The organism is Arthrobacter bambusae (assembly GCF_030812595.1).
In the GTDB taxonomy this organism is placed as follows: domain Bacteria; phylum Actinomycetota; class Actinomycetes; order Actinomycetales; family Micrococcaceae; genus Arthrobacter; species Arthrobacter bambusae_B.
Map to the genome: position 1 here is coordinate 33,471 of NZ_JAUSSZ010000008.1, position 18,116 is coordinate 51,586.

Annotated in this window: 17 protein-coding genes; 7 read left to right on the forward strand and 10 right to left on the reverse strand. The window is 63.8% G+C overall.

The features are described from left to right. Positions 1-60: 60 nt before the first annotated feature. From J2S96_RS12000 to J2S96_RS12025, 6 genes are all read right to left on the reverse strand, one after another. Positions 61-1,473, reverse strand: coding sequence for a mannitol dehydrogenase family protein (locus J2S96_RS12000; protein ID WP_306863518.1), 1,413 nt, complete (start codon positions 1,471-1,473; stop codon positions 61-63). After that, complete coding sequence (gene uxaC / locus J2S96_RS12005; RefSeq protein WP_306863519.1) at positions 1,470-2,876, reverse strand: glucuronate isomerase; 1,407 nt, start codon at positions 2,874-2,876, stop codon at positions 1,470-1,472. The genes J2S96_RS12000 and uxaC overlap by 4 nt, the downstream gene beginning before the upstream one ends. 89 nt (positions 2,877-2,965) lie before the next feature. Then, a complete protein-coding gene (locus J2S96_RS12010; protein ID WP_306863521.1) occupies positions 2,966-4,012 on the reverse strand; it encodes a LacI family DNA-binding transcriptional regulator in 1,047 nt (348 codons plus the stop codon). A 102-nt stretch (positions 4,013-4,114) separates the two neighbouring features. Continuing rightward, positions 4,115-5,281, reverse strand: coding sequence for a Gfo/Idh/MocA family protein (locus J2S96_RS12015; protein WP_306863522.1), 1,167 nt, complete (start codon positions 5,279-5,281; stop codon positions 4,115-4,117). Between the two features lie 73 nt (positions 5,282-5,354). After that, positions 5,355-6,362 carry a Gfo/Idh/MocA family protein gene (locus tag J2S96_RS12020; RefSeq protein ID WP_306863525.1) on the reverse strand — a complete coding sequence of 336 codons (1,008 nt, stop codon included), beginning with the start codon at positions 6,360-6,362 and terminating at the stop codon, positions 5,355-5,357. A 267-nt stretch (positions 6,363-6,629) separates the two neighbouring features. Then, the gene (locus J2S96_RS12025) at positions 6,630-8,093 is read right to left on the reverse strand and encodes an MFS transporter (RefSeq protein WP_306863528.1); all 1,464 of its coding nucleotides are present in this window, start codon (positions 8,091-8,093) and stop codon (positions 6,630-6,632) included. 201 nt (positions 8,094-8,294) lie between these two features. Between J2S96_RS12025 and J2S96_RS12030 the strand changes: the two genes are divergently transcribed. The 7 genes from J2S96_RS12030 (at position 8,295) to J2S96_RS12060 (ending at position 14,107) form a co-directional block, all read left to right on the forward strand. Further along, positions 8,295-8,852, forward strand: coding sequence for a gluconokinase (locus J2S96_RS12030; protein ID WP_306863530.1), 558 nt, complete (start codon positions 8,295-8,297; stop codon positions 8,850-8,852). A 2-nt stretch (positions 8,853-8,854) separates the two neighbouring features. Beyond that, positions 8,855-10,366 carry a GntT/GntP/DsdX family permease gene (locus J2S96_RS12035; RefSeq protein WP_442319941.1) on the forward strand — a complete coding sequence of 504 codons (1,512 nt, stop codon included), beginning with the start codon at positions 8,855-8,857 and terminating at the stop codon, positions 10,364-10,366. Between the two features lie 23 nt (positions 10,367-10,389). After that, the gene (locus tag J2S96_RS12040; protein WP_306863532.1) at positions 10,390-10,800 is read left to right on the forward strand and encodes a hypothetical protein; all 411 of its coding nucleotides are present in this window, start codon (positions 10,390-10,392) and stop codon (positions 10,798-10,800) included. A gap of 202 nt (positions 10,801-11,002) precedes the next feature. Beyond that, entirely contained in the window at positions 11,003-11,950 is a 948-nt protein-coding gene (locus J2S96_RS12045; RefSeq protein WP_306863534.1) for a hypothetical protein, read from the forward strand. Further along, positions 11,947-12,372: a phage holin family protein gene (locus tag J2S96_RS12050; RefSeq protein ID WP_306863537.1), complete on the forward strand. Its 426-nt coding sequence runs from the start codon at positions 11,947-11,949 to the stop codon at positions 12,370-12,372. The genes J2S96_RS12045 and J2S96_RS12050 overlap by 4 nt, the downstream gene beginning before the upstream one ends. Beyond that, complete coding sequence (locus J2S96_RS12055) at positions 12,369-12,944, forward strand: DUF3618 domain-containing protein (protein ID WP_306863539.1); 576 nt, start codon at positions 12,369-12,371, stop codon at positions 12,942-12,944. Before J2S96_RS12050 ends, J2S96_RS12055 begins: the two co-directional genes overlap by 4 nt. Positions 12,945-13,024: 80 nt before the next feature. Then, positions 13,025-14,107 (forward strand): YihY/virulence factor BrkB family protein, encoded by a 1,083-nt coding sequence (locus tag J2S96_RS12060; RefSeq protein WP_306863543.1) that lies wholly within the window; start codon positions 13,025-13,027, stop codon positions 14,105-14,107. Positions 14,108-14,156: 49 nt separating this feature from the next. Here J2S96_RS12060 and J2S96_RS12065 read toward each other — a convergent pair whose 3' ends face one another. The 4 genes from J2S96_RS12065 to J2S96_RS12080 are packed head-to-tail and all read right to left on the reverse strand — an operon-like array spanning position 14,157 to position 18,089. Then, positions 14,157-14,654 carry an FMN-binding protein gene (locus tag J2S96_RS12065; protein ID WP_306863545.1) on the reverse strand — a complete coding sequence of 166 codons (498 nt, stop codon included), beginning with the start codon at positions 14,652-14,654 and terminating at the stop codon, positions 14,157-14,159. After that, complete coding sequence (locus tag J2S96_RS12070) at positions 14,651-16,066, reverse strand: ferredoxin reductase family protein (RefSeq protein WP_306863547.1); 1,416 nt, start codon at positions 16,064-16,066, stop codon at positions 14,651-14,653. The genes J2S96_RS12065 and J2S96_RS12070 overlap by 4 nt, the downstream gene beginning before the upstream one ends. A gap of 59 nt (positions 16,067-16,125) precedes the next feature. Next, positions 16,126-17,421, reverse strand: a complete 1,296-nt coding sequence (locus J2S96_RS12075; RefSeq protein ID WP_306863550.1) for a sensor histidine kinase — start codon at positions 17,419-17,421, stop codon at positions 16,126-16,128. Further along, positions 17,418-18,089, reverse strand: coding sequence for a response regulator transcription factor (locus J2S96_RS12080; RefSeq protein ID WP_306863552.1), 672 nt, complete (start codon positions 18,087-18,089; stop codon positions 17,418-17,420). Before J2S96_RS12080 ends, J2S96_RS12075 begins: the two co-directional genes overlap by 4 nt. Positions 18,090-18,116: the final 27 nt, after the last annotated feature.

The following is an 18,116-nucleotide window of genomic DNA, read 5'->3' on the forward strand; positions in this document are numbered from 1 at the left end:
GACGCCCTTCCGACGAACGCCCGCTCACGTGCCGGGGCCTGAACGACGGCGCCCGCAGGATTAGCTGAGGTTTCCGGCGGCCGCGAAGGTGTCCAACAAACCCTCAACGAGGTCCACGATGGCTGCGTCGGCAACCAAGTCCGGATCCACGAGCCGGAGCAGGGCCTCAAGCCGGGCACGGCCTGTGAGGAGGTTCGCTGCGGCGATGTCTTCCGCCAGCGGGTCCTGGAGGCCGGAAGCCGTGGCAGTGTAGGCAGTCCAGGCTGCGAGCATCCGTGCAGAGGCTCGCCCGCTGCGCCCGGCGGCGCGCTCGGCGCGGAGCACCGGCAATGCCCGCATCCGCAGTTTGGTGCTGCCGTCCATGGCTATCTGTGCCAGATGATGGGCGATCCGGGAGTTTCCGAAGCGTTCCAGCAGGGCAGCCCGGTACTCAGGGATGCCCAAGTCTCCGCCATGCAGGTTGGCGGCTGCCTCGTCCCAGAACTCCTCCACGGCCCGCCGGCAGAACTCGTCGGCGAGGGCTTCGGCCACCGTTTTGTGTCCGCGCAGCTGGCCGGCATAGGCGAGCAACGAGTGGGCGCCGTTGAGGAGCCACAGCTTGCGGTTCTCGTAGGGCTCGATCTCGTCCACGAACACAGCGCCCGCATCCTCCCAGCGGGGCCGTCCCGCGGGAAAGTCCCCGCTGAGGACCCAGTTGACGAAGGGCTCGGCTACCACGGGCGATTCGTCGCGGTATCCGCAGGCTGCGGCGACGGCGTCGATATCGGCGGCCGTCGTGCGCGGGGTGATGCGGTCAACGGAAGTACTGACAAAACTGACGTTGGCCTCGATCCAGGCGGCGAGTCCGGCGTCGAACGCCCCGGCCATCCCCGTCACGGCACTTCTGGCAACGGTCCCGTTGTTGGAGAGGTTGTCGCAGCAGACGACGGCGAGCGGACCGGCGTCGGCGGCGCGGCGCTGGGCGAGGCCCAGAACCAGCCGGCCGAGCGGCGTCGTCGGCTTGCCCGAAGAAGAACCCGCAGCGAGCACGGCGAGGTCCGCGACGACGTCGGGCGCTTGGCTATCCAGCTTCCCGTCGACCCCGAGCCGGTAGGCGGCTTCGGTGATGGTGAGTGTGATGAGCGACGTCGACCGTGCCGAGACGAGCTCGACAAAACGCTCGACGTCGGCACCGTCAACAGCCTCGACGATGCTGCCGATGACTTCGAATGCATCGCCCGCGTCCGAACGCTCCACCAGGGTGTACAGGCCGTCCTGCGGAGCGAGGACCTCCGCGGCATCCGGGCGGCGACCGGTGAAGGAGGCGATGCCCCACTCTGCCGCGTCGCCTGCATGCTGGGTGTACCACGCCTGGTGGGATCGGTGGAACGCCCCCATTCCTATGTGCACAATGCGCACCGGGGCTTTGTCGATGGGCCTGATGGAACGGTTCAAGCCGGGAAGATCCGCCGTTTGATCGGGTTCGTTGGTCACAGCTTAAAGACCCTTCGGGGTGAGGAGTCGACGACGTCGACGATGATTTCGTGGGCGCGGTCTTCGCTGACACGATGCTCCGCGACGAGACGGGCGAGGAAGGACGCCTCGATCCGGCGGGAGGCGTCGTGCCGGGCCGGGATGGAGCAGAACGCGCGGGTGTCGTCGATGAAGCCCGAGGACCGTGAGAAGCCGGTGGTCTCGGTGACGGCGGAACGGAAGCGGAGCATGGCGTCCGGCGCATCGAGGAACCACCAGGGAGCGCCTAGGTAGACGGAAGGATAGAACCCTGCCAACGGTGCCAGCTCACGGGAAAACACCGTCTCGTCAAGGGTGAACAGCACCAAATGGAAGTCCTTGGCAGTGCCGAAGTCCTGCAGCAGGGGCCTGATCGCCTCGGTGTAGTTCACGGCGAAGGGGATGTCGTGTCCCGTGTCGGCGCCGAAGGCTTCGAAGGTGGGCTGGTGGTGGTTACGGAAGGAACCGGGGTGGATGGTCATGACGAGTCCGTCTTCCACCGACATCCTGGCCATCTGGTACATCATGTGGGCTTCGAACGTATCGCGGTCCTCGGCCGAGGCCTTGCCGGCCCGCGCCAACTCGAAGATCCGTTCGGCTTCGGCCTGTTCCAGTTTGAGCGTTGCCGGGGTGCGGACACCGTGGTCTGCGGACACCGCGCCATGCTCCACGAAATAACGACGGCGGTTTTCCAGGGCTTTGATGTAGCCGGTGTAGCCGGTAGCGCCGTCGCCTGCGGTCTCGATGAGCCGCTCGACGTTGGCACTCCACGCCGGGTGGGCGATGTTCAGGTAGGCATCCGGACGGAAGGTCGGCACCACTCGGCCGTTGAAGGACGGGTCCTCAGCGATTGCCTTGTGGCTGGCCAGGCTGTCGAGGGGATCGTCCGTGGTGGCAAGGACTTCGATGTTGAAGTCCTTGAAGAGCTGACGGGGACGGAAGTCCGGCTCGACGAGCTTGGCGGCAATGGCGTCGTAGCTGGCGTCGGCAGACATCTCGCCAAGGTCCGCGCCCAGCTGGAACACGGTTTCGAACTGCGTGCGCAGCCAGTACCCGGAGGCAGTGCCATCGAAAAGTGGCCAGGCCTGGACGAAAGCCCGCCAGATCTCCCGAGATTCGGAGGGGTTGGCGCCTCCCGAGAGCAGCTTGCCCATGGGGACTCCGCTGGCGTGGATCAGCCGGGTGACGTAGTGGTCCGGGCTGACCAGAAGCGCGGCCGGATCCGGGAACGGGGTGTTGTGCTCGATGACGGCGGCGTCAACGTGGCCGTGCGGAGAGATGATGGGCAGGTCCTGGACGCGCTCCAGCAGGGAGCGCGCGATGCTGCGCGTCCCGGGATCAGCGGGCAGGAGCCGGTCAGGATTGGCTGCAATCGACTGTGACATAGGTCAATTTTCGGTCTGGGGAATCAATCTGTCAACCGGTTGCCACGGATTGCCATCTCGTTGCAACTCCCTCCGGGGATCGCTTTACGCTAAGCGATCAGACGTCCGCTGGAGCCGCGCACCACGAGCTCCGTGTCTACGCGAACCGCCTCCACGGGTCCTTCCTGGCCGAGCAACATGTCCAGCAGGAGGGCGGCAGCACGGGAACCGCACTCCCCCAACGGCGACCGCACGGTGGTGAGCGCCGGGGTGGTGAAGTCTGCCCCGAAGATGTCGTCGAAGCCCACAATGCTGATCTGGTCCGGAACCTGCACGCCGGCGGCCTGAAGCTCCTGCATGAGGCCTATGGCGAGGAGATCGTTGTAGGTGATCACCGCCGTCGCGCCGCTCGCCAGCACGTCCCGCGCTACCTGGCGGCCGCCGTCGACGGTTGGCTTTGACGATTCCAGGCGGACCGCCCCCAACTTGTACCAATCGCACGCGGCTTGGACGCCTTCCCAGCGGCGGCCGGACATCCAGGACTGCGGCGGCCCGGCAACATAGGCGAGCTGTTGGTGGCCGTTGGCCGCGAGGCTCCGCACGGCCTGGCTAATCCCCTTGTTGACGTCGGGGACCACGCACGGCACTCCCACTATTTCGCGGTTGATCACAACCACCGGCTTGTCCGCGGCCAGGGCCCGGATCCGTTCGTCGTCCATCCGGGGACTCGCCAAAATGAGGCCGTCCACCGTACTCAGCATCCTGCGGGCAGCAATCAATTCAGTTTCAGGCGACTCCGCAGACTCGGCCAGCACCAGGGTGTAGTTCCGGTCGGACCCCGTGGTTTCCGCGCCACGGATGATGTCGAAGAAGGTCGGATTAGTGATGTCCGCGACGATCAATCCGATGGTCTGGGTACGGCCGGTGGGAAGGGCACGGGCGAAGGGGTTCACCTGATAGTTCAGCTGCTCGGCGGCATCCTCGATGATCTTCTGGGTCTTGGCGCTGACCCTGCCCGGTTTGCTGAGCGCCCTCGAAACCGTGGATGGGTTGACACCCGCAAGCCTCGCGATGTCGTAGATAGTGGGCGAGGACTTCTCCCCGCGTCCACGCTTGGCGGGGGAAGTTGCTGCTCCGGAATTGGTCGCTTCAGTCACGGCTCCATCGTAATCTGGCATGGCAACAAAAAGCAGGACGGTTGCCAAAACAGCCGCCGGGCGCCGCCCTGCTGGAGCGCCCGGCTTGAGTGCCCCCGCCAGCTAGGCGCGTTCGGGGAACTTGCCTTCTTCGCTGATGCGCTTGTTGAGCTCGCGCATGTACTCATCCTCGTCAAAGTCCAGGGAGACTTCCCTCCCGGTCCAACTCGACAGGTGGATGGCGTTGGCCAGGCGGACGCCTTGGATCCCGTCCGAACCGGGCGCCAACAATGGAGTGCCGTCCAGGATGTTGGCCGCGAAGTTCTCCAGCACGCCTGCGTGCTGTCCGCCCCAGGCCGACTCGAACTCGATCACCTCGGTGGTGTAGTAGTCCTGCGCCTTCAACTCGCCCATGAAGAGCTTGCGGACATCCTCCATGTCCATGCCGTCACTGAGTTCGCGCTCGGGCTTGACCAGGCGAGTGACCGTTGCCGTCTTGCTGTTTTCCACCACGATCTTGCCCTGATCGCCCAGGATCTCGAAGCGGTCCGTGCCTACGAGGTCGTGGGTGGCCGTGACGAAGACGCCGGTGGCGCCGTCGCCGTAGTCCACGACGGCGGTGACCTCGTCTTCGACGGCGATGTCACGGCGGAAACCGTACGCCACCTTGGAGTAGACGGACTTCGGCACGCCGCAGATCCACTGCCACAGGTCGAGCTGGTGGGGTGCCTGGTTGACCAGGACGCCGCCGCCTTCCCCGCCCCACGTGGCACGCCATTCGCTGGAGTTGTAGTAGCCCTGCGGACGCCACCAGTTGGTGATGATCCAGTTGGTGCGGCGGATGGCCCCGATCTCGCCGTTGTCGACGATCTCCTTGAGCTTCTTGTACAGCGGATTGTTGCGCTGGTTGAACATGATGCCGAAGGACAGCTCCGGCTTGGACGCCGCGAACTCGTTCAGCTCCTTGACCTGCTTGGTGTACACCCCTGCAGGCTTCTCCACGAGGGCGTGGATGTTGCGCTTGAGCGATTCGATACCCATTTCCGGATGCAGGTAGTGCGGCACGCAGGTCACGATCGCGTCGACGTCGCCGCTGTCAAGCATGGCGAGGTAGTCGTCATAGAAAGGCGCATCGGGGTACAGGGAAGCTGCCAATTCCTTCTTTGCAGGATCGGTGTCGCAGATAGCGCCGATCACCATGTTCGGGACCATGCCTTCAGTGATGAACTTGGCGTACGTGCCGCCCTGTTGGCCCAGGCCGATGATGCCAAGGCGTACTTTCTTGCTCATGAGTGGAACTTTCGTTGTGAATGGAATTAGTAGAGGTCTGCGTGGTTCTTCAACTCAGCCATGAAGCCCATGGTTAGCCCACCTGCCCGGAAATCTCCGGGTAGCTCTGGGCATAGATCTCCTTGACGATCCTGAGCGACTTTTCGGCTTCGGCAGGGCTGATCCAGAACGGATCGGGATCCCCGAGCTTGGCGTAGAAGTCCTTGATGAGGAGTTCGTGGGATACACCCCAGTACGCCCGGCCGCCCGATTCCAAGGCACGTTCCGGGACAGTTTCCACAGTGCCGTCGGCGTAGCTGACAACAAGGTCGCCCCGGAGGCTGAGGGTGGCGTTTTCGGTGACGATGTCCAGCGTCACCGGTGCGTTGGTTGCGTTGGCGAGGGTGGCATAGAAGACGCTGGTGGCACCATTGGCGTGCCCGGCAATGAATTCCGCCGTGTCCTCCACCTCGATCACGCCGCCCAGCGAGCGCGTGGCAGCGTGGCCTTCCACTTTGGTCACGTCACCTACCAGCCACTGGAGCAGGTCCACCGTGTGGATGGCCTGGTTCATCATGAGGCCGCCGCCACCTTCAGCCCAGGTTCCGCGCCACGGCCTGTCCTGGTAGTACTCGGCCGTCCGGTGCCACATCACGGTTGCCGAGGCGCCCAGAACCTGACCCAGCCCGCCGTCGTCGAGCAGTCTCCGCATGGCTTGGGACGTCGCGTTGTAGCGGTTCTGGAAACATACGGCGATCTTCGCCGCGCTCCGTTCGGCCGCCTCGACCAGCCGGCGACCCTCTTCGAGGGTGTGGGCGAGCGGCTTCTCGACAATCACGCTGACGCCGCGCTCGAGGCAGTCCGCGGCCAGGGAAGCATGCAGGTGGTGCGGAGTGCAGATATGCACGACGTCGGGCCTCACCGCGGCGAGCATCTCCAAGTAGTCCTCGTACCCCGCCACGCCGTGTGCTGCCGTTGCCGCCTGGAGGCGTCCGGCGTCGGTGTCGCAAACTCCTACGAGTTCAACATCGTCCGTCTTGGCGATTGCGCCGAAGTGCACGCTGGATACATCGCCGCAACCAATGACTGCCGCTGTAGGCATTCCTGCTCCCTCGAAAGATGTTTTTCTTTGAACCTACAAGCCCTCAGGCGAGGGCAACACCGTTCTTGGTTGCCCGTACCGCAAAGCCGCGCGCCGCAGAGCTGAGTTCGCTCCGCCATTGTTCACGGACATCCGTTCGCCTTGAGTCTAAGCCAGTCGCGATCCTGCTGACAACCGATTGCCAAATATTGGCAATCGGTAAGGGCGCGCCAGTCAAGCAAAGGAGCCGAAATGCGAAGCGCCTGGATCGCGCCGGCTCGGCCCCCGTCAGGCCCGCACTTCCTCCGCCTGGGCGGTAATCGGGGCCGCTACGTCTTCGAGCGACCGTCCTGCGGCCTCGACTCCGAACACGATCTCGACGATCCCGGCAGCAATCATCAGCACGGCGCCGATGACATAGCCGAAGGCCACAGCCCCGATTCCTTGTTCAACGAATCGGCCGAACAGTATGGGGCCGATGATGCCGCCCAACCCAGTGCCCACGGCATAGAAGAAGGCAATGGCCATAGCCCTCGTCTCCATGGGGAAGATTTCGCTCACCGTCAGATAGGCGGAACTGGCGCCTGCGGAAGCGAAGAAGAAGATGACCATCCAGCAGGCGGTGAGCCAGAAAGCATCAAGCGCTCCGCTGGAGAAGGCGAATGCCGTGAGGGCCAGCAGGACGCCGGACGCGATGTAGGTGCCGGCGATCATGGTGCGGCGCCCGACGCTGTCGAAGAAGCGGCCCAGGACAAGCGGGCCCAGGAAATTCCCGACGGCGATCGGAACCAGCGTCCATGGGGCGACGTCGCTGGAAACGTTCAGCAGCTTTGTCAGCACGAGCGCGTAGGTGAAGAAGACCGCGTTATAGAGGAACGCCTGGCCAACGAACAGTGACAGGCCCAGTACGACCCGCTTCGGATAGCGCTGGAGCGCTGTCTTGATGATGACGCCGAAGCCGATCGACTTGCGCTGCCGCACCTTGAGCGTCTCGTGGACCTCGGACAGCTTCTCACCCGTGGCCTCCTCCACGTCGTCCTCGATGCCGCGGACAAGCTGATCCGCCTCTTCGTCCCGGCCGTGGATGAACATCCAGCGGGGAGATTCAGGCACGTTTCGCCGCACAAGCAGGATCAGCAGGCCAAGAAACGCCCCCAGGCCGAACGCGAGGCGCCACCCGATGCCGGGTGCGAAGAAGCTGGGATTGAGCAGCAGCACGGAGAGCGACGCGCCGAATGCGGTTCCTAGCCAGAACGAGCCATTGATGGCCAAATCCACGAGGCCACGACGTGCGGCCGGGATGAGCTCGTCTATTGCGGAATTGATCGCCGCATATTCCCCGCCAATACCCGCGCCGGTGAAGAACCGGCAAATGAAGAACCACATCGGATTGAGGGAGAACGCAGTGGCCACGGTGGCAAGCAGATACAGGCCGAGGGTGAGCAAAAAGAGCTTCTTCCGCCCGAACCTATCCGTGAGATGGCCGAAAACGAGTGCCCCAACGCAAGCGCCGGCTACATAGACAGCGGCCGCCAATCCAATGTCCGCCGTGGACATGCCGAGACCGCCGTTCGGCTGGGTGAGGCTGTCGCCAATCGCCCCGACGATCGTGACTTCCAGTCCGTCCAGGATCCAGACGGTACCGAGACCGATGACGACCATCCAATGCCATCTGGACCACGGTAGGCGATCCATGCGGCCGGGGATGTTGGTTTCGATGATGTCGCTTCTTGCGTCTGAAGTTGCTGACATGACCCTCCTCGTTGAATAGATCATCAGTATGCTTCCCATCTGCGGGTGAAGGAAGCATTTCCAGCCTTGGCCTGCGGTTTCCTCGCGGTACTCCGTGCTCGTCGGCTGGTGGCGACGGCACTGCAGCGAGACAAGTTCCCCCGGGAAATCTGCCGCCATTCGCTCTGGCACTGAAGCTCAGGTGCTGCCAAGATGGGCACCATGGACCCACTTGACAAGACGACGTCAGTCCTGCCGGAACCGGTTGTGCTTGTTGTCATGGGCGTTTCCGGCTCCGGCAAGTCCACGGTGGGCGCCCTCCTTGCGGGGCGGCTTGGCTGGGCATTCGAAGAGGGCGATGCCTTGCATCCCCAATCAAACATCGACAAGATGGCAGCGGGACATCCACTCACGGACGAGGACAGATATCCCTGGTTGGAGAAGGTTGCCGAATGGGTCGAGCAGACGCTGGATCATGGCGAAAACGGCGTCATTACGTGTTCGGCGCTCAAACGGTCTTACCGAAACATCATTAGTCGCCGGGGTTCGGGTGTCGTCTTCGTTTTTCTCTCGGGGACCCCGGAGACCATCAGCGCACGGCTGGCCGAACGCCACGGCCATTTCATGCCCGCCAGCATGTTGGGGAGTCAGTTCGCGGACCTTGAGGAACTGTCCCCGGATGAGCCCGGAATCCGTCTCGACGTTGGTCCGGCTCCAAGCGTGATTGCCCAACAAATCATGGACAAGTTCGGCCTGCGGCCGAGCGGAACAGGACGATAACCATGAACGGAATCTCCATCCTCGGCAGGCCCCTCGCCCGGCTCGCCACCGACGCAACCACGGACGCGATGCATCAACCGTGGACCGGCCACGACACCCAAGTGCTTGTAGTGGCAGCCATCGGCATCGCGATAGTCGTCCTGCTGATCGTCTGGGCAAAGATGCACGCTTTCCTGGCCCTGAGCATCGGCGCCCTTTTCGTGGGCATCGCCTCGGGCATCGCCCTGGACAAAGTGACCACGTCCTACGAGACCGGCGTCGGCGGCGTATTGGGCTATGTCGGCGTGCTGATTGCGTTGGGAGCCATGCTGGGCAAGCTGTTGGCTGATTCCGGCGGTGCGGACAAGATCGTGGACACTCTTCTGCATGGCCGGCCCGCAACGCTGCCGTGGAAGATGGCGCTCATCGCCGGCATCATCGGCATCCCCATGTTTTTCGAGATCGGGCTCGTACTCCTGATACCCGTCGTGATGCTGGCCGTACACCGTTCCAAGGGCCCGGCGATGCGCCTTGGCATTCCGGCCCTGGCCGGCTTGTCGGTGCTCCACGGTTTCATCCCGCCGCACCCAGGCCCACTGGCCGCGATCGGGATCCTGCACGCCAATGTTGGTGTGACTCTCGCCTTTGGCCTGCTTATCGCCATTCCAACGGTCATCATCGCCGGTCCCCTCTTTGGCCGTCTCGCTGCACGCATGGTGCCGATCGGGGCCGCGGGCGCCGGTTTGGCCGTCACCGTCGGAGCCGGCGAGAATGTCGAGGCGGCCAGGTCGCAAGGCCCCGGCGCAAAAGCCGCGAGTTCCAGGGGCGATGCGCCAGCAGCCAGGGCACAGGATCCGCAAGCCACGCGCAGCCCGTCCTTTGCCTGGACCTTGGTGACCCTGCTGTCGCCGTTGGTGCTCATGCTGATAAAAGCCGCGGCAGACATTTGGATGGACAAGAGTGCCCCGCTGCGGCCCTTGCTGGACTACATCGGTGATCCGGTCTTTGCGCTGCTTGTGGCCGTGCTTCTGGCTATGGTGACCTTCGGTACACGGGTGGGCTTCTCCGCATCCACCCTGACGAAGAAGATCGGCGAGAGCCTGTTGCCGATTGTCGGGGTCATGCTCATCGTCGGGGCGGGTGGCGGCTTCAAGCAGGTGCTCGTCGACGGCGGTACCGGAAACGCGATCGCCAAGATCGCTGTAGCTGCCAGCCTGTCGGCCCTGGTACTGGGGTGGATCATCGCAGTCCTGATCCGGCTCGCCACCGGCTCGGCGACCGTTGCCACGGTAACGGCCGCCGGAATCATCGCGCCCTTGGCTACCGGCCTGTCGCCGGCCCAGGTAGCGCTGGTTGTCCTCGCCATCGGTGCCGGCTCGCTGTTCTTCTCCCATGTCAATGATGCCGGCTTCTGGCTGGTCAAAGAATATTTCGGGCTGACAGTGGGGCAAACCATCAAAACCTGGTCCGTCATGGAGACCGTAATTTCCCTCGTGGGATTTGGATTCACGCTGCTGCTCTCCGTTTTCGTCTGAGCAGATGCCTGCAAGGTTCGGGCATGGCGTCCGGCGGTCCGGGCCGGGCGCTGCTGATCGGTTTCGGGAACGAAATCCTCCTTTCCGTCCGGGTGGGCGAGCTCACCACAGGTCCGGGGGAATTCCTGTTGGGCTTTACGGCTGGCGACATCTTGACGATCGGAACCATACGCTGCCTGGGCATCCGGTTCCGTGGTGGAAGGGTGACGGGATCGTTCGACGCGCTCCATGCATCCCCTTCCGGGTTGTTCAGCGCGTCGAACGGGCGTACGGACGGTTCGCCGGATGCAACCTTCGTGCTCGGTGAAGCCGTTTCGGCGTTCTTCCCGCTCCCAGGACCCACGGAATCGGATGTAGATCGGCTATATCCGTTCACGGTACGTGACGGCAGGCTGGCGGGCCGAAGCCCTGCGTTCGCCCGCCTGGGGGTCTGAGGATCCGCCATGACTTGAGTTGTGAACTGGACTCCCTCACGCGGCGGACGATGGGAGCCACGCCATTGTCGCGACAGTTCGCGAACTTCTCCGGCCATTTCGCGGGAGGGGGTTACGCTCAGCTAGTAAGCATGCTTACTATCTTAACTGCCAGTATTTCTGGTTCTTGATCCGCAGCCGACCTTCTTGAAAGAGAGCGAAGATGACAGAGAACCAATGGGACGGGAACTACACGCCCCCGCCGGCCACCGAGCAACTAGCGGACACGCAAGTTCCCCCGCCGCCCCCTCACAACAGCGGCATGCCGACGACGGAAACCATCAAGGACGAGGCAGGGAACGTGGCCGAGCAGGCCGGGGACTCCGCGAAGAACGTCGTCGAAACCGCGAAATCCGAAGTCGCGAACGTCGCGGCCGAAGCGAAATCGAGCGCTAGGGATCTGCTGGACCAGGCCAGGCTTGACCTCACGGACCAGGCCGGAAGGCAGCAGCAAAAAGTAGCCGCCGGCCTCCGCTCCATTTCGGAGGAACTGCAATCCATGGCTACGGCGTCGGAGCAACCCGGCGTGGCAACGGATTTGGTGCGTCAGGCCGCCGAACGGTCGTCCTCCGTGGCGACTTGGCTGGAGGACCGGGACCCGGGCTCCCTCCTGCACGAAGTGAAGACCTTCGCGCGGAAGCGTCCCGGCACGTTCCTCCTCTTGGCCGCCGGAGCAGGCGTCCTGGCCGGCCGCCTGAGCCGCGGACTGAGCGCAGGCACGGACGGCTCCTCACGAGGAACTGCCACCGGGACTGCCCCCGTCCAGCCCGCCCGCGACCAGGCCCAGCCTTTCGTTCCCGGGCCCGGAAGGACGGTGCCCCCGCCTGCAGTCGAGCTGCCTGGCCCAACCACCACGACTGCTGGATATTCGAACCCAGGCGCCCTCTCGGGCGACGGGCACGTTGCAGCCGCCGGCGCGCCGGGCACTCCTCAATCCGCGCCGGTCACCGAGCCGGAAGCTGATCCCTGGCCTGACGGGGGCGCGGCCGAGGATCCATTCACGCGTGACCGTTCGCATCGTCTTGGTTCTCCTGCCCCCATGACAGGAAACGAGGCAGCCGACGCCGGGCGCGGCCTTGACGGCGACCCCACCAGCGGTGAGTCGCGATGACCGAGAGCCAAATCCCGCCGACGCCCGCGCATGCCAAGGCGGAATCGACATCGCTGGGAGACCTTCTGGGCGACGTCACGCGGGACATTTCCACGCTGATGCGCCAGGAAGTGGAGCTAGCCAAGGCTGAACTGAAGCAATCCACGACGCGGGCAGGCAAGGGCGCCGGGATGCTGGCTGGCGCCGGCGTTGCGGGGCATTTTGTCCTCCTTTTCCTCTCCATCGCCCTTTGGTACGCCCTGGGCGAGCTGATGGGACTGGGCTGGTCCGCCGTCGTCGTGGCTGTCCTCTGGGCGATCGTGGCTGCCGTGTTGGCATCGATAGGCCGCAAGGAACTCAAAGCCGTCAAAGGCCTGCCCCAGACGGCCGAAACAATCCAGGAAATTCCAGAAACACTCAAACCACGCGAGGAGCAACGATGAGTGAAAATCCGGATGACATCCGTTCCGAGATAGAGCAGACCCGCCGACGCCTTGGCACCAACGTTGACGCGGTGGCGGATAAGGTGACGCCGTCGCACGTGGTCCGGCGCCAAACGGAGAAAGTCAGGGACGCCGTCTTCGGCGTGAAGGAGAACGTGATGGGCGCGGCTGATGATCTGGTGGACAGCGGACGATCAGCGATCGACGACGCAGGTGCGGCAATCGGCGATGTGCCCCACCGCGTGGCCAGCAAGGCGCAAGGCAACCCTTTGGCTGCCGGCCTGATCGCCTTCGGGGCCGGGCTGCTGGTCGCCTCCCTGATCCCGGCAAGTGAGAAGGAGAAGGAGGCGGCCGCAGCCCTGAAGGACGCGGCTGAACCCCTGACCGCCGAGCTGTCCGCGGCCGCCCAGGACGTGGCCCAGGATCTGCAGGGGCCAGCCCAGGAAGCACTGGAGAACGTGAAGGCTGCAGCCTCGGACGCAGTCGAAAACGTCAAAGAAGAATCCCAGACCGCCGTCTCCGACGTAACGGACAGCACCACAGCAGCAAGAGACAGGATCAAGCCGGTCTGATCCGGAGGGAGGCGTGCTGTCCGGCCAATACTGCGCAAAGGACAGCACGCCTCCATCACGCCGTGGAACGAGGGACATCCATGACAAGCAAAAATACCGCCGAAAACAGCAAGGCCAAGGCAGAAATGGCCCCGGAGTCGGACGATGCCCGGAAACCGGACAGACCCACCGAGATCGCCAAGCCAACCTGGACCTACATAGTCAAGAGGACCTTTCGAGAGTTCGGCAAGGATCAGTGCCCGGACGCCGCTGCGGGACTTACCTATTACGCGGTGCTTTCCTTTTTCCCTGCCCTGCTTGCGCTCGTCTCCCTGCTGGGTATTTTCGGGCAGGCAGGAAAGAGCACCTCAGCCCTCCTGGACGTCCTCCAGGGCATCGCCCCGGGATCCACCATCGAGACCCTCCGCCAGCCCATTGAAGAACTTACTACCTCGACGTCGGCCGGTTTCGCCTTGGTGATCGGTATCCTCGCTGCCTTGTGGTCCGCGTCCGGATACGTGGGAGCCTTCAGCAGGGCCATGAACCGCGTATACGAAGTGGACGAAGGTCGCGGGTTCGTCAGACTGCGGGCAACCATGCTCGGAGTCACTGTGTTCGCCGTGGTAGTCGTGGCCCTGATCGCCGGCATGCTCGTGCTCAGCGGACCTGTGGCCGACGCCGCAGGCAGGGCCGCCAACCTTGGCGGAGACCTGCTGGCCGTGTGGAGTGTCGCAAAATGGCCAGTCGTCATCGCCCTGGTGATCCTGATCATCGCGGTCCTGTATTACGCCACCCCTAACGTAAAGCAGCCGCGGTTCCGGTGGATGAGTATCGGTTCCTTTATCGCTCTGCTGGCATTCGTCCTCGCCTCGCTGGGCTTTGGCTTCTACGTAGCCAACTTCAGCAACTACAACAAGACCTACGGGACAATCGGCGGCGTCATCGTGATGCTGCTGTGGCTATGGATATTGAACATGTCGCTCCTGTTCGGTGCAGAGTTCGATGCCGAGATGGAACGCGGGCGGGAACTCCAGGCAGGAATCACCGCCGAAGAGGCCATCCAGCTTCCACCTCGCGGAACCAGGCGCAGCGAAAAACTCGAGAAACGCGAAGAGGAAGAGATCGTCGACGGAGCGAGGCTAGGCGGGCAGCGCAAGCGGGACGCGGACTCATCCGGACCGTAAGCGTTCTCGTTGGTGAGGGCTCTTCAGTGCAGGCACTTCAGTGGGCCTGCTATCCCTTGAAGTTTGCAGCGTCGAGTGCCGCCTGCAACGAGCTGAGGTAGCCCTCGCTCGTGTAGGTTGCACCTCCAACCGTGTCGACGTGGGCTGATTGGCTCGATAGCACCTCGGACTTGAGCATCGGCACGGCCTGCTGGTCGATCTCGCCGGACAGGGACCCGACGTCGGTCAGCTGCAGCGGCACGACGTCGGCGATCTTCCCGCCGGAAATCACCGCCTGGACCTGCACCGTGCCATACCGGGTTTGGATCTGGCTACCGTCGAAGGTTCCGTCCTTGGCTCCCGTGGCGGCAGGGGCCGCCGGCCCGGAGCCGGTGCCGGCCGTCGTCGGACTGTCCGGTCCGGAAAGCGTTCCGGTGCCCGACGGCGGGTTAGCCGCTTTCGTTGTGGTGCCGCCGGATGCGGAATCAGCCTGGTTTCCGGCATGCCACCCGATGAGGAGGACGGCGGCCGAAGCGAGGCCGGCCAGAACGGCGCTGCGAGCCCTCACCAGCTGAACCTTTCGTAGTGGATCCGGAAGCGAGGTACGCCGGCCCGTTTTGCGTCCTCGACCACCAGGTCGGTCCAGTCGCGCGGCCCGCACACGAACACGTCGGCATCCCGTACATCGGGGACGATCGTTGACAGGCTCATGCGGTGGCTGGCTTCCCGGGCCGGCAGCCAGCTGTCATGACCCCTCTTCGGCCGGCGCCCCAGCAAGACGTAGAGCGTTGCAGACTTTTTGATACACAGCTTCTGGAGCTCGCGGTAGAGGTAGAGGCCCTTCTCGTCCGGCGCCCTGACGATCACCGTCATCTCGCCGGGAGCGAAGTCGCCCTGCTCAAGCAGAGAGATGATGGGCGTAATTCCGATGCCGGCTGCGACGGCGACCGCACGCCGGGTGGTCCGGGCACGGTCGGTGAAGAGTCCATAGGGCCCTTCGATGCTCACCCTGGTTCCGATCGGGAGTGTGCTCAATTCAGCGGTCCCGACTCCCAGCTCACGGACTGTGACTTTGAGGCGAAGGATCCCAGGGGCCGCCGAAAGCGAGAACGGGTGGGCATGCCACCACAGCCCGCGCGACCAGAAGCGCCAGATGAAGAATTGGCCGCCACGGACCCGCAGGTCCGCAAGCGATCGACCGGTCATCTCGATGGAGTACACCCCGGGCGCCTCGGTAACGATATTGCTGACCCGAAGGTCGTGGCGAAGGGTCCGCAACACGGGAATGATGAACCGATAGACCAGTAGTGCAGCGGCTACCCCGAAGTACAGCACCAGCCAGTAGTAGCGCGCCCAGGTTCCATCCGCGAACAACTGCCCTGTGCTGAACTGGTGCGGCAGTGCCGCGAGCACGGCAACATATGCAAGGAAGTGGACAACATGCCATGCCTCGTATGAGAGCTTCCGCCGGACAAGGACCAGCGAGGTAATCACGACGATCGCCAGCAGCGCGTACCCCAGGTATGCGACTTTCATGTCCGGCAGTGAGGTGAACATGTCCCATATTTCCGCAAACAGGTTCAATCGCGCCGTCAGCGCATAGCCGATCCAAAGCAGCAGCACATGTAAGGAAATAAGGTAAAAGACAGGCTTCCCCATCCGCTGATGGACCAGCAAGGCCCGGTCGTGGCCAAACGCCCGGTCAATGACCGGGAGCCGCGCCGCCAGGAGAAGTTGGATCAGCATCAGGTCGGCACCCACGAGTCCGGAGATGATGCCGACGGCGGTAAACGCGCCCGGGACGGTTTTGAATTCCACCAGTCCGCTGTCCGCCAGAAACAAGGCCAGCACGAGCGCCACCGACAACCAGACGAACGTCTCCAAAAGGTCCGCCAGACGGGCCCGTCGGAGGTAACGCGCCCGTTGTGGTGCCCGCCGCTGGCTTGCCGTCTGGCCCGTTGTTCCGGGCCGGGCCGTCATCTAGTCTCTCCCTCGGCGGCCCATGTTCTGCTCATGAACGCAATGCTAGGTGCGTGTTCTTAGAACATTCTTCGAAGCCTGGAGACCAAAGAGCGAAACAAGGAACCGGCGGCGGGAGGGTTCCCGGGATTTCGCCGAATGGGCAGATGGACGACGACGGCCGCCCCGGACGGTTGCGCGCCGATTTCCACCCGGCCGCCGTGCTGCGCGGCCACTTCAGCGACGAGCGCGAGCCCCAGCCCATAGTGCCGCGGCCGCACCGTATCCTCCTCCGGTTTGGTGTCGAGCGGCTCGGCGGTTGCAAACCGTTCGAAGGCCCGCATCTTGACGTCGTCGGCAAATCCGGGCCCGTCGTCCCGGACCGTGATGACAAGTGTCCTCGAATCCCGGGTTAAACCCACGTCCACCCGTCCCTTGGCGAAACGGACGGCGTTGTCCAACAACGCCACGAACAGCCGGCGCAGCGCCGTCGGAGCGGCAGTAATCCCCATCGGTCCGGCTATTCCACTTCGGACAACCGTGACTCCGCGGCGCGCGGCGGAGGCTGAAAAAGACTGGACGACGTCCTCTGCCAGCGCCACGACGTCGACGTGCGTGAGCTCAACCCTTCGTGAATCCGCCGAGATCAGGAGGTCTTCAAGCAGTCGAGTCAGCGAGCGCGAATCCTCGATCATGGCGTCCAGGTCAGCCTCGATGCTCAACGGCGGCTCTTGTGTTGGAGCGGACGCCACCCGGCGTCGCAGCATTTGGGCACGCATATTCAGCAGTGTGAGTGGCGTGCGCAGTTCATGGCTTGCATCCGCGACGAACCGCCGTTGCCGGTCCAGCGCCTCGGCCATGGGCCGCATGGCGCGCCGGGCCAACCACACCGCCAGAAGGCTCGCCAATACCACCGCTCCGCCACAGGTCAGCAAGAGGGCAAGCCCCAGCCGGTTCAGCTCCTCGAGGTTTTCGTGACGATCGAACACCGCTTGGACTACCCGGCTCCCCGAACCTGCGGTGCGGACGGTGTACGAGCGGCCGCCGATCGAAACGTCTTCCTGCGCGGCAACTCCGTTGGCGGCGACTGCTTCGATAGCCTTCAGGTCCGGCAGCCCGGACGGCATCCCTGGAGACACCGTCAACACGCCCTGGTTGGAGATCGCCAGCCAGGTTCCGGCGGGGGCGTCAACAATCGAATCTACGTGCTCCGTGGCCGTAGTCAGGAGGCGTTGGGCTGCGGTGGCCTGGCTCGTGCTGACAATCAACAGCACCGATCCTGCAATCGCGACCAACAACAGCACCAGCAAAGCGCCGGTCTGCAGGGCCATCCGCCATGAGGACCGTTGCAGCTCATCCTTGGCTTGATCCTTCATGCGAGCGTGCCGATCCTGTAGCCGACGCCATGAACCGTGCGCACGCTCCCCCGTCCCAGCTTCCGCCGGAGGTAATGGACATAGGTGTCCACCACCCCTGCCTCTTCGGCGTTCGGAAAGACGTACTCAAGAATCTCGCCACGCGAGAACACCCGGTTCGGCCACCGTGCCAGTTCCTCCAGCAAGGCACTCTCCCGTTCGGACAAAACGACGACGGAACCATCAGTACGGGTCACGCTGCGCGATTCAAGGTCAAAATGACCACCGGTGATCCGCAGGGTCGTCGCGGTGGTGATATGCCGGCGTCGTAAGGCTCGCAACCGGGCCAGAAGTTCATCGATGTCGAAAGGCTTCGACAGGTAGTCCTCTGCGCCGGCGTCGAGCCCCTCAACCCTGTCCGCAGGGTTGCCCAATGCGGACAGTATGAGCGCGGCCGTCTCGATGCCCTCCCGGCGGAGTGTGGTCAGCAGGTTCAACCCGTCCATTACCGGAAGGCCCCGGTCCAGGACAAAAACGTCAAACTTCCTGGTCAGGGCGAGGTGGAGGCCTTTCTGTCCATCTGACGCGCTGGACACGTCGTAGCCCTCGCCGACCAGCAACTCCTGCAGCATCGCCCGAAGCTCCACGTCATCCTCTACTAGGAGAATGCGCGGCTTCATCTCATTCATAGTCGGAGTATAGGCGCCGGAGCTTGG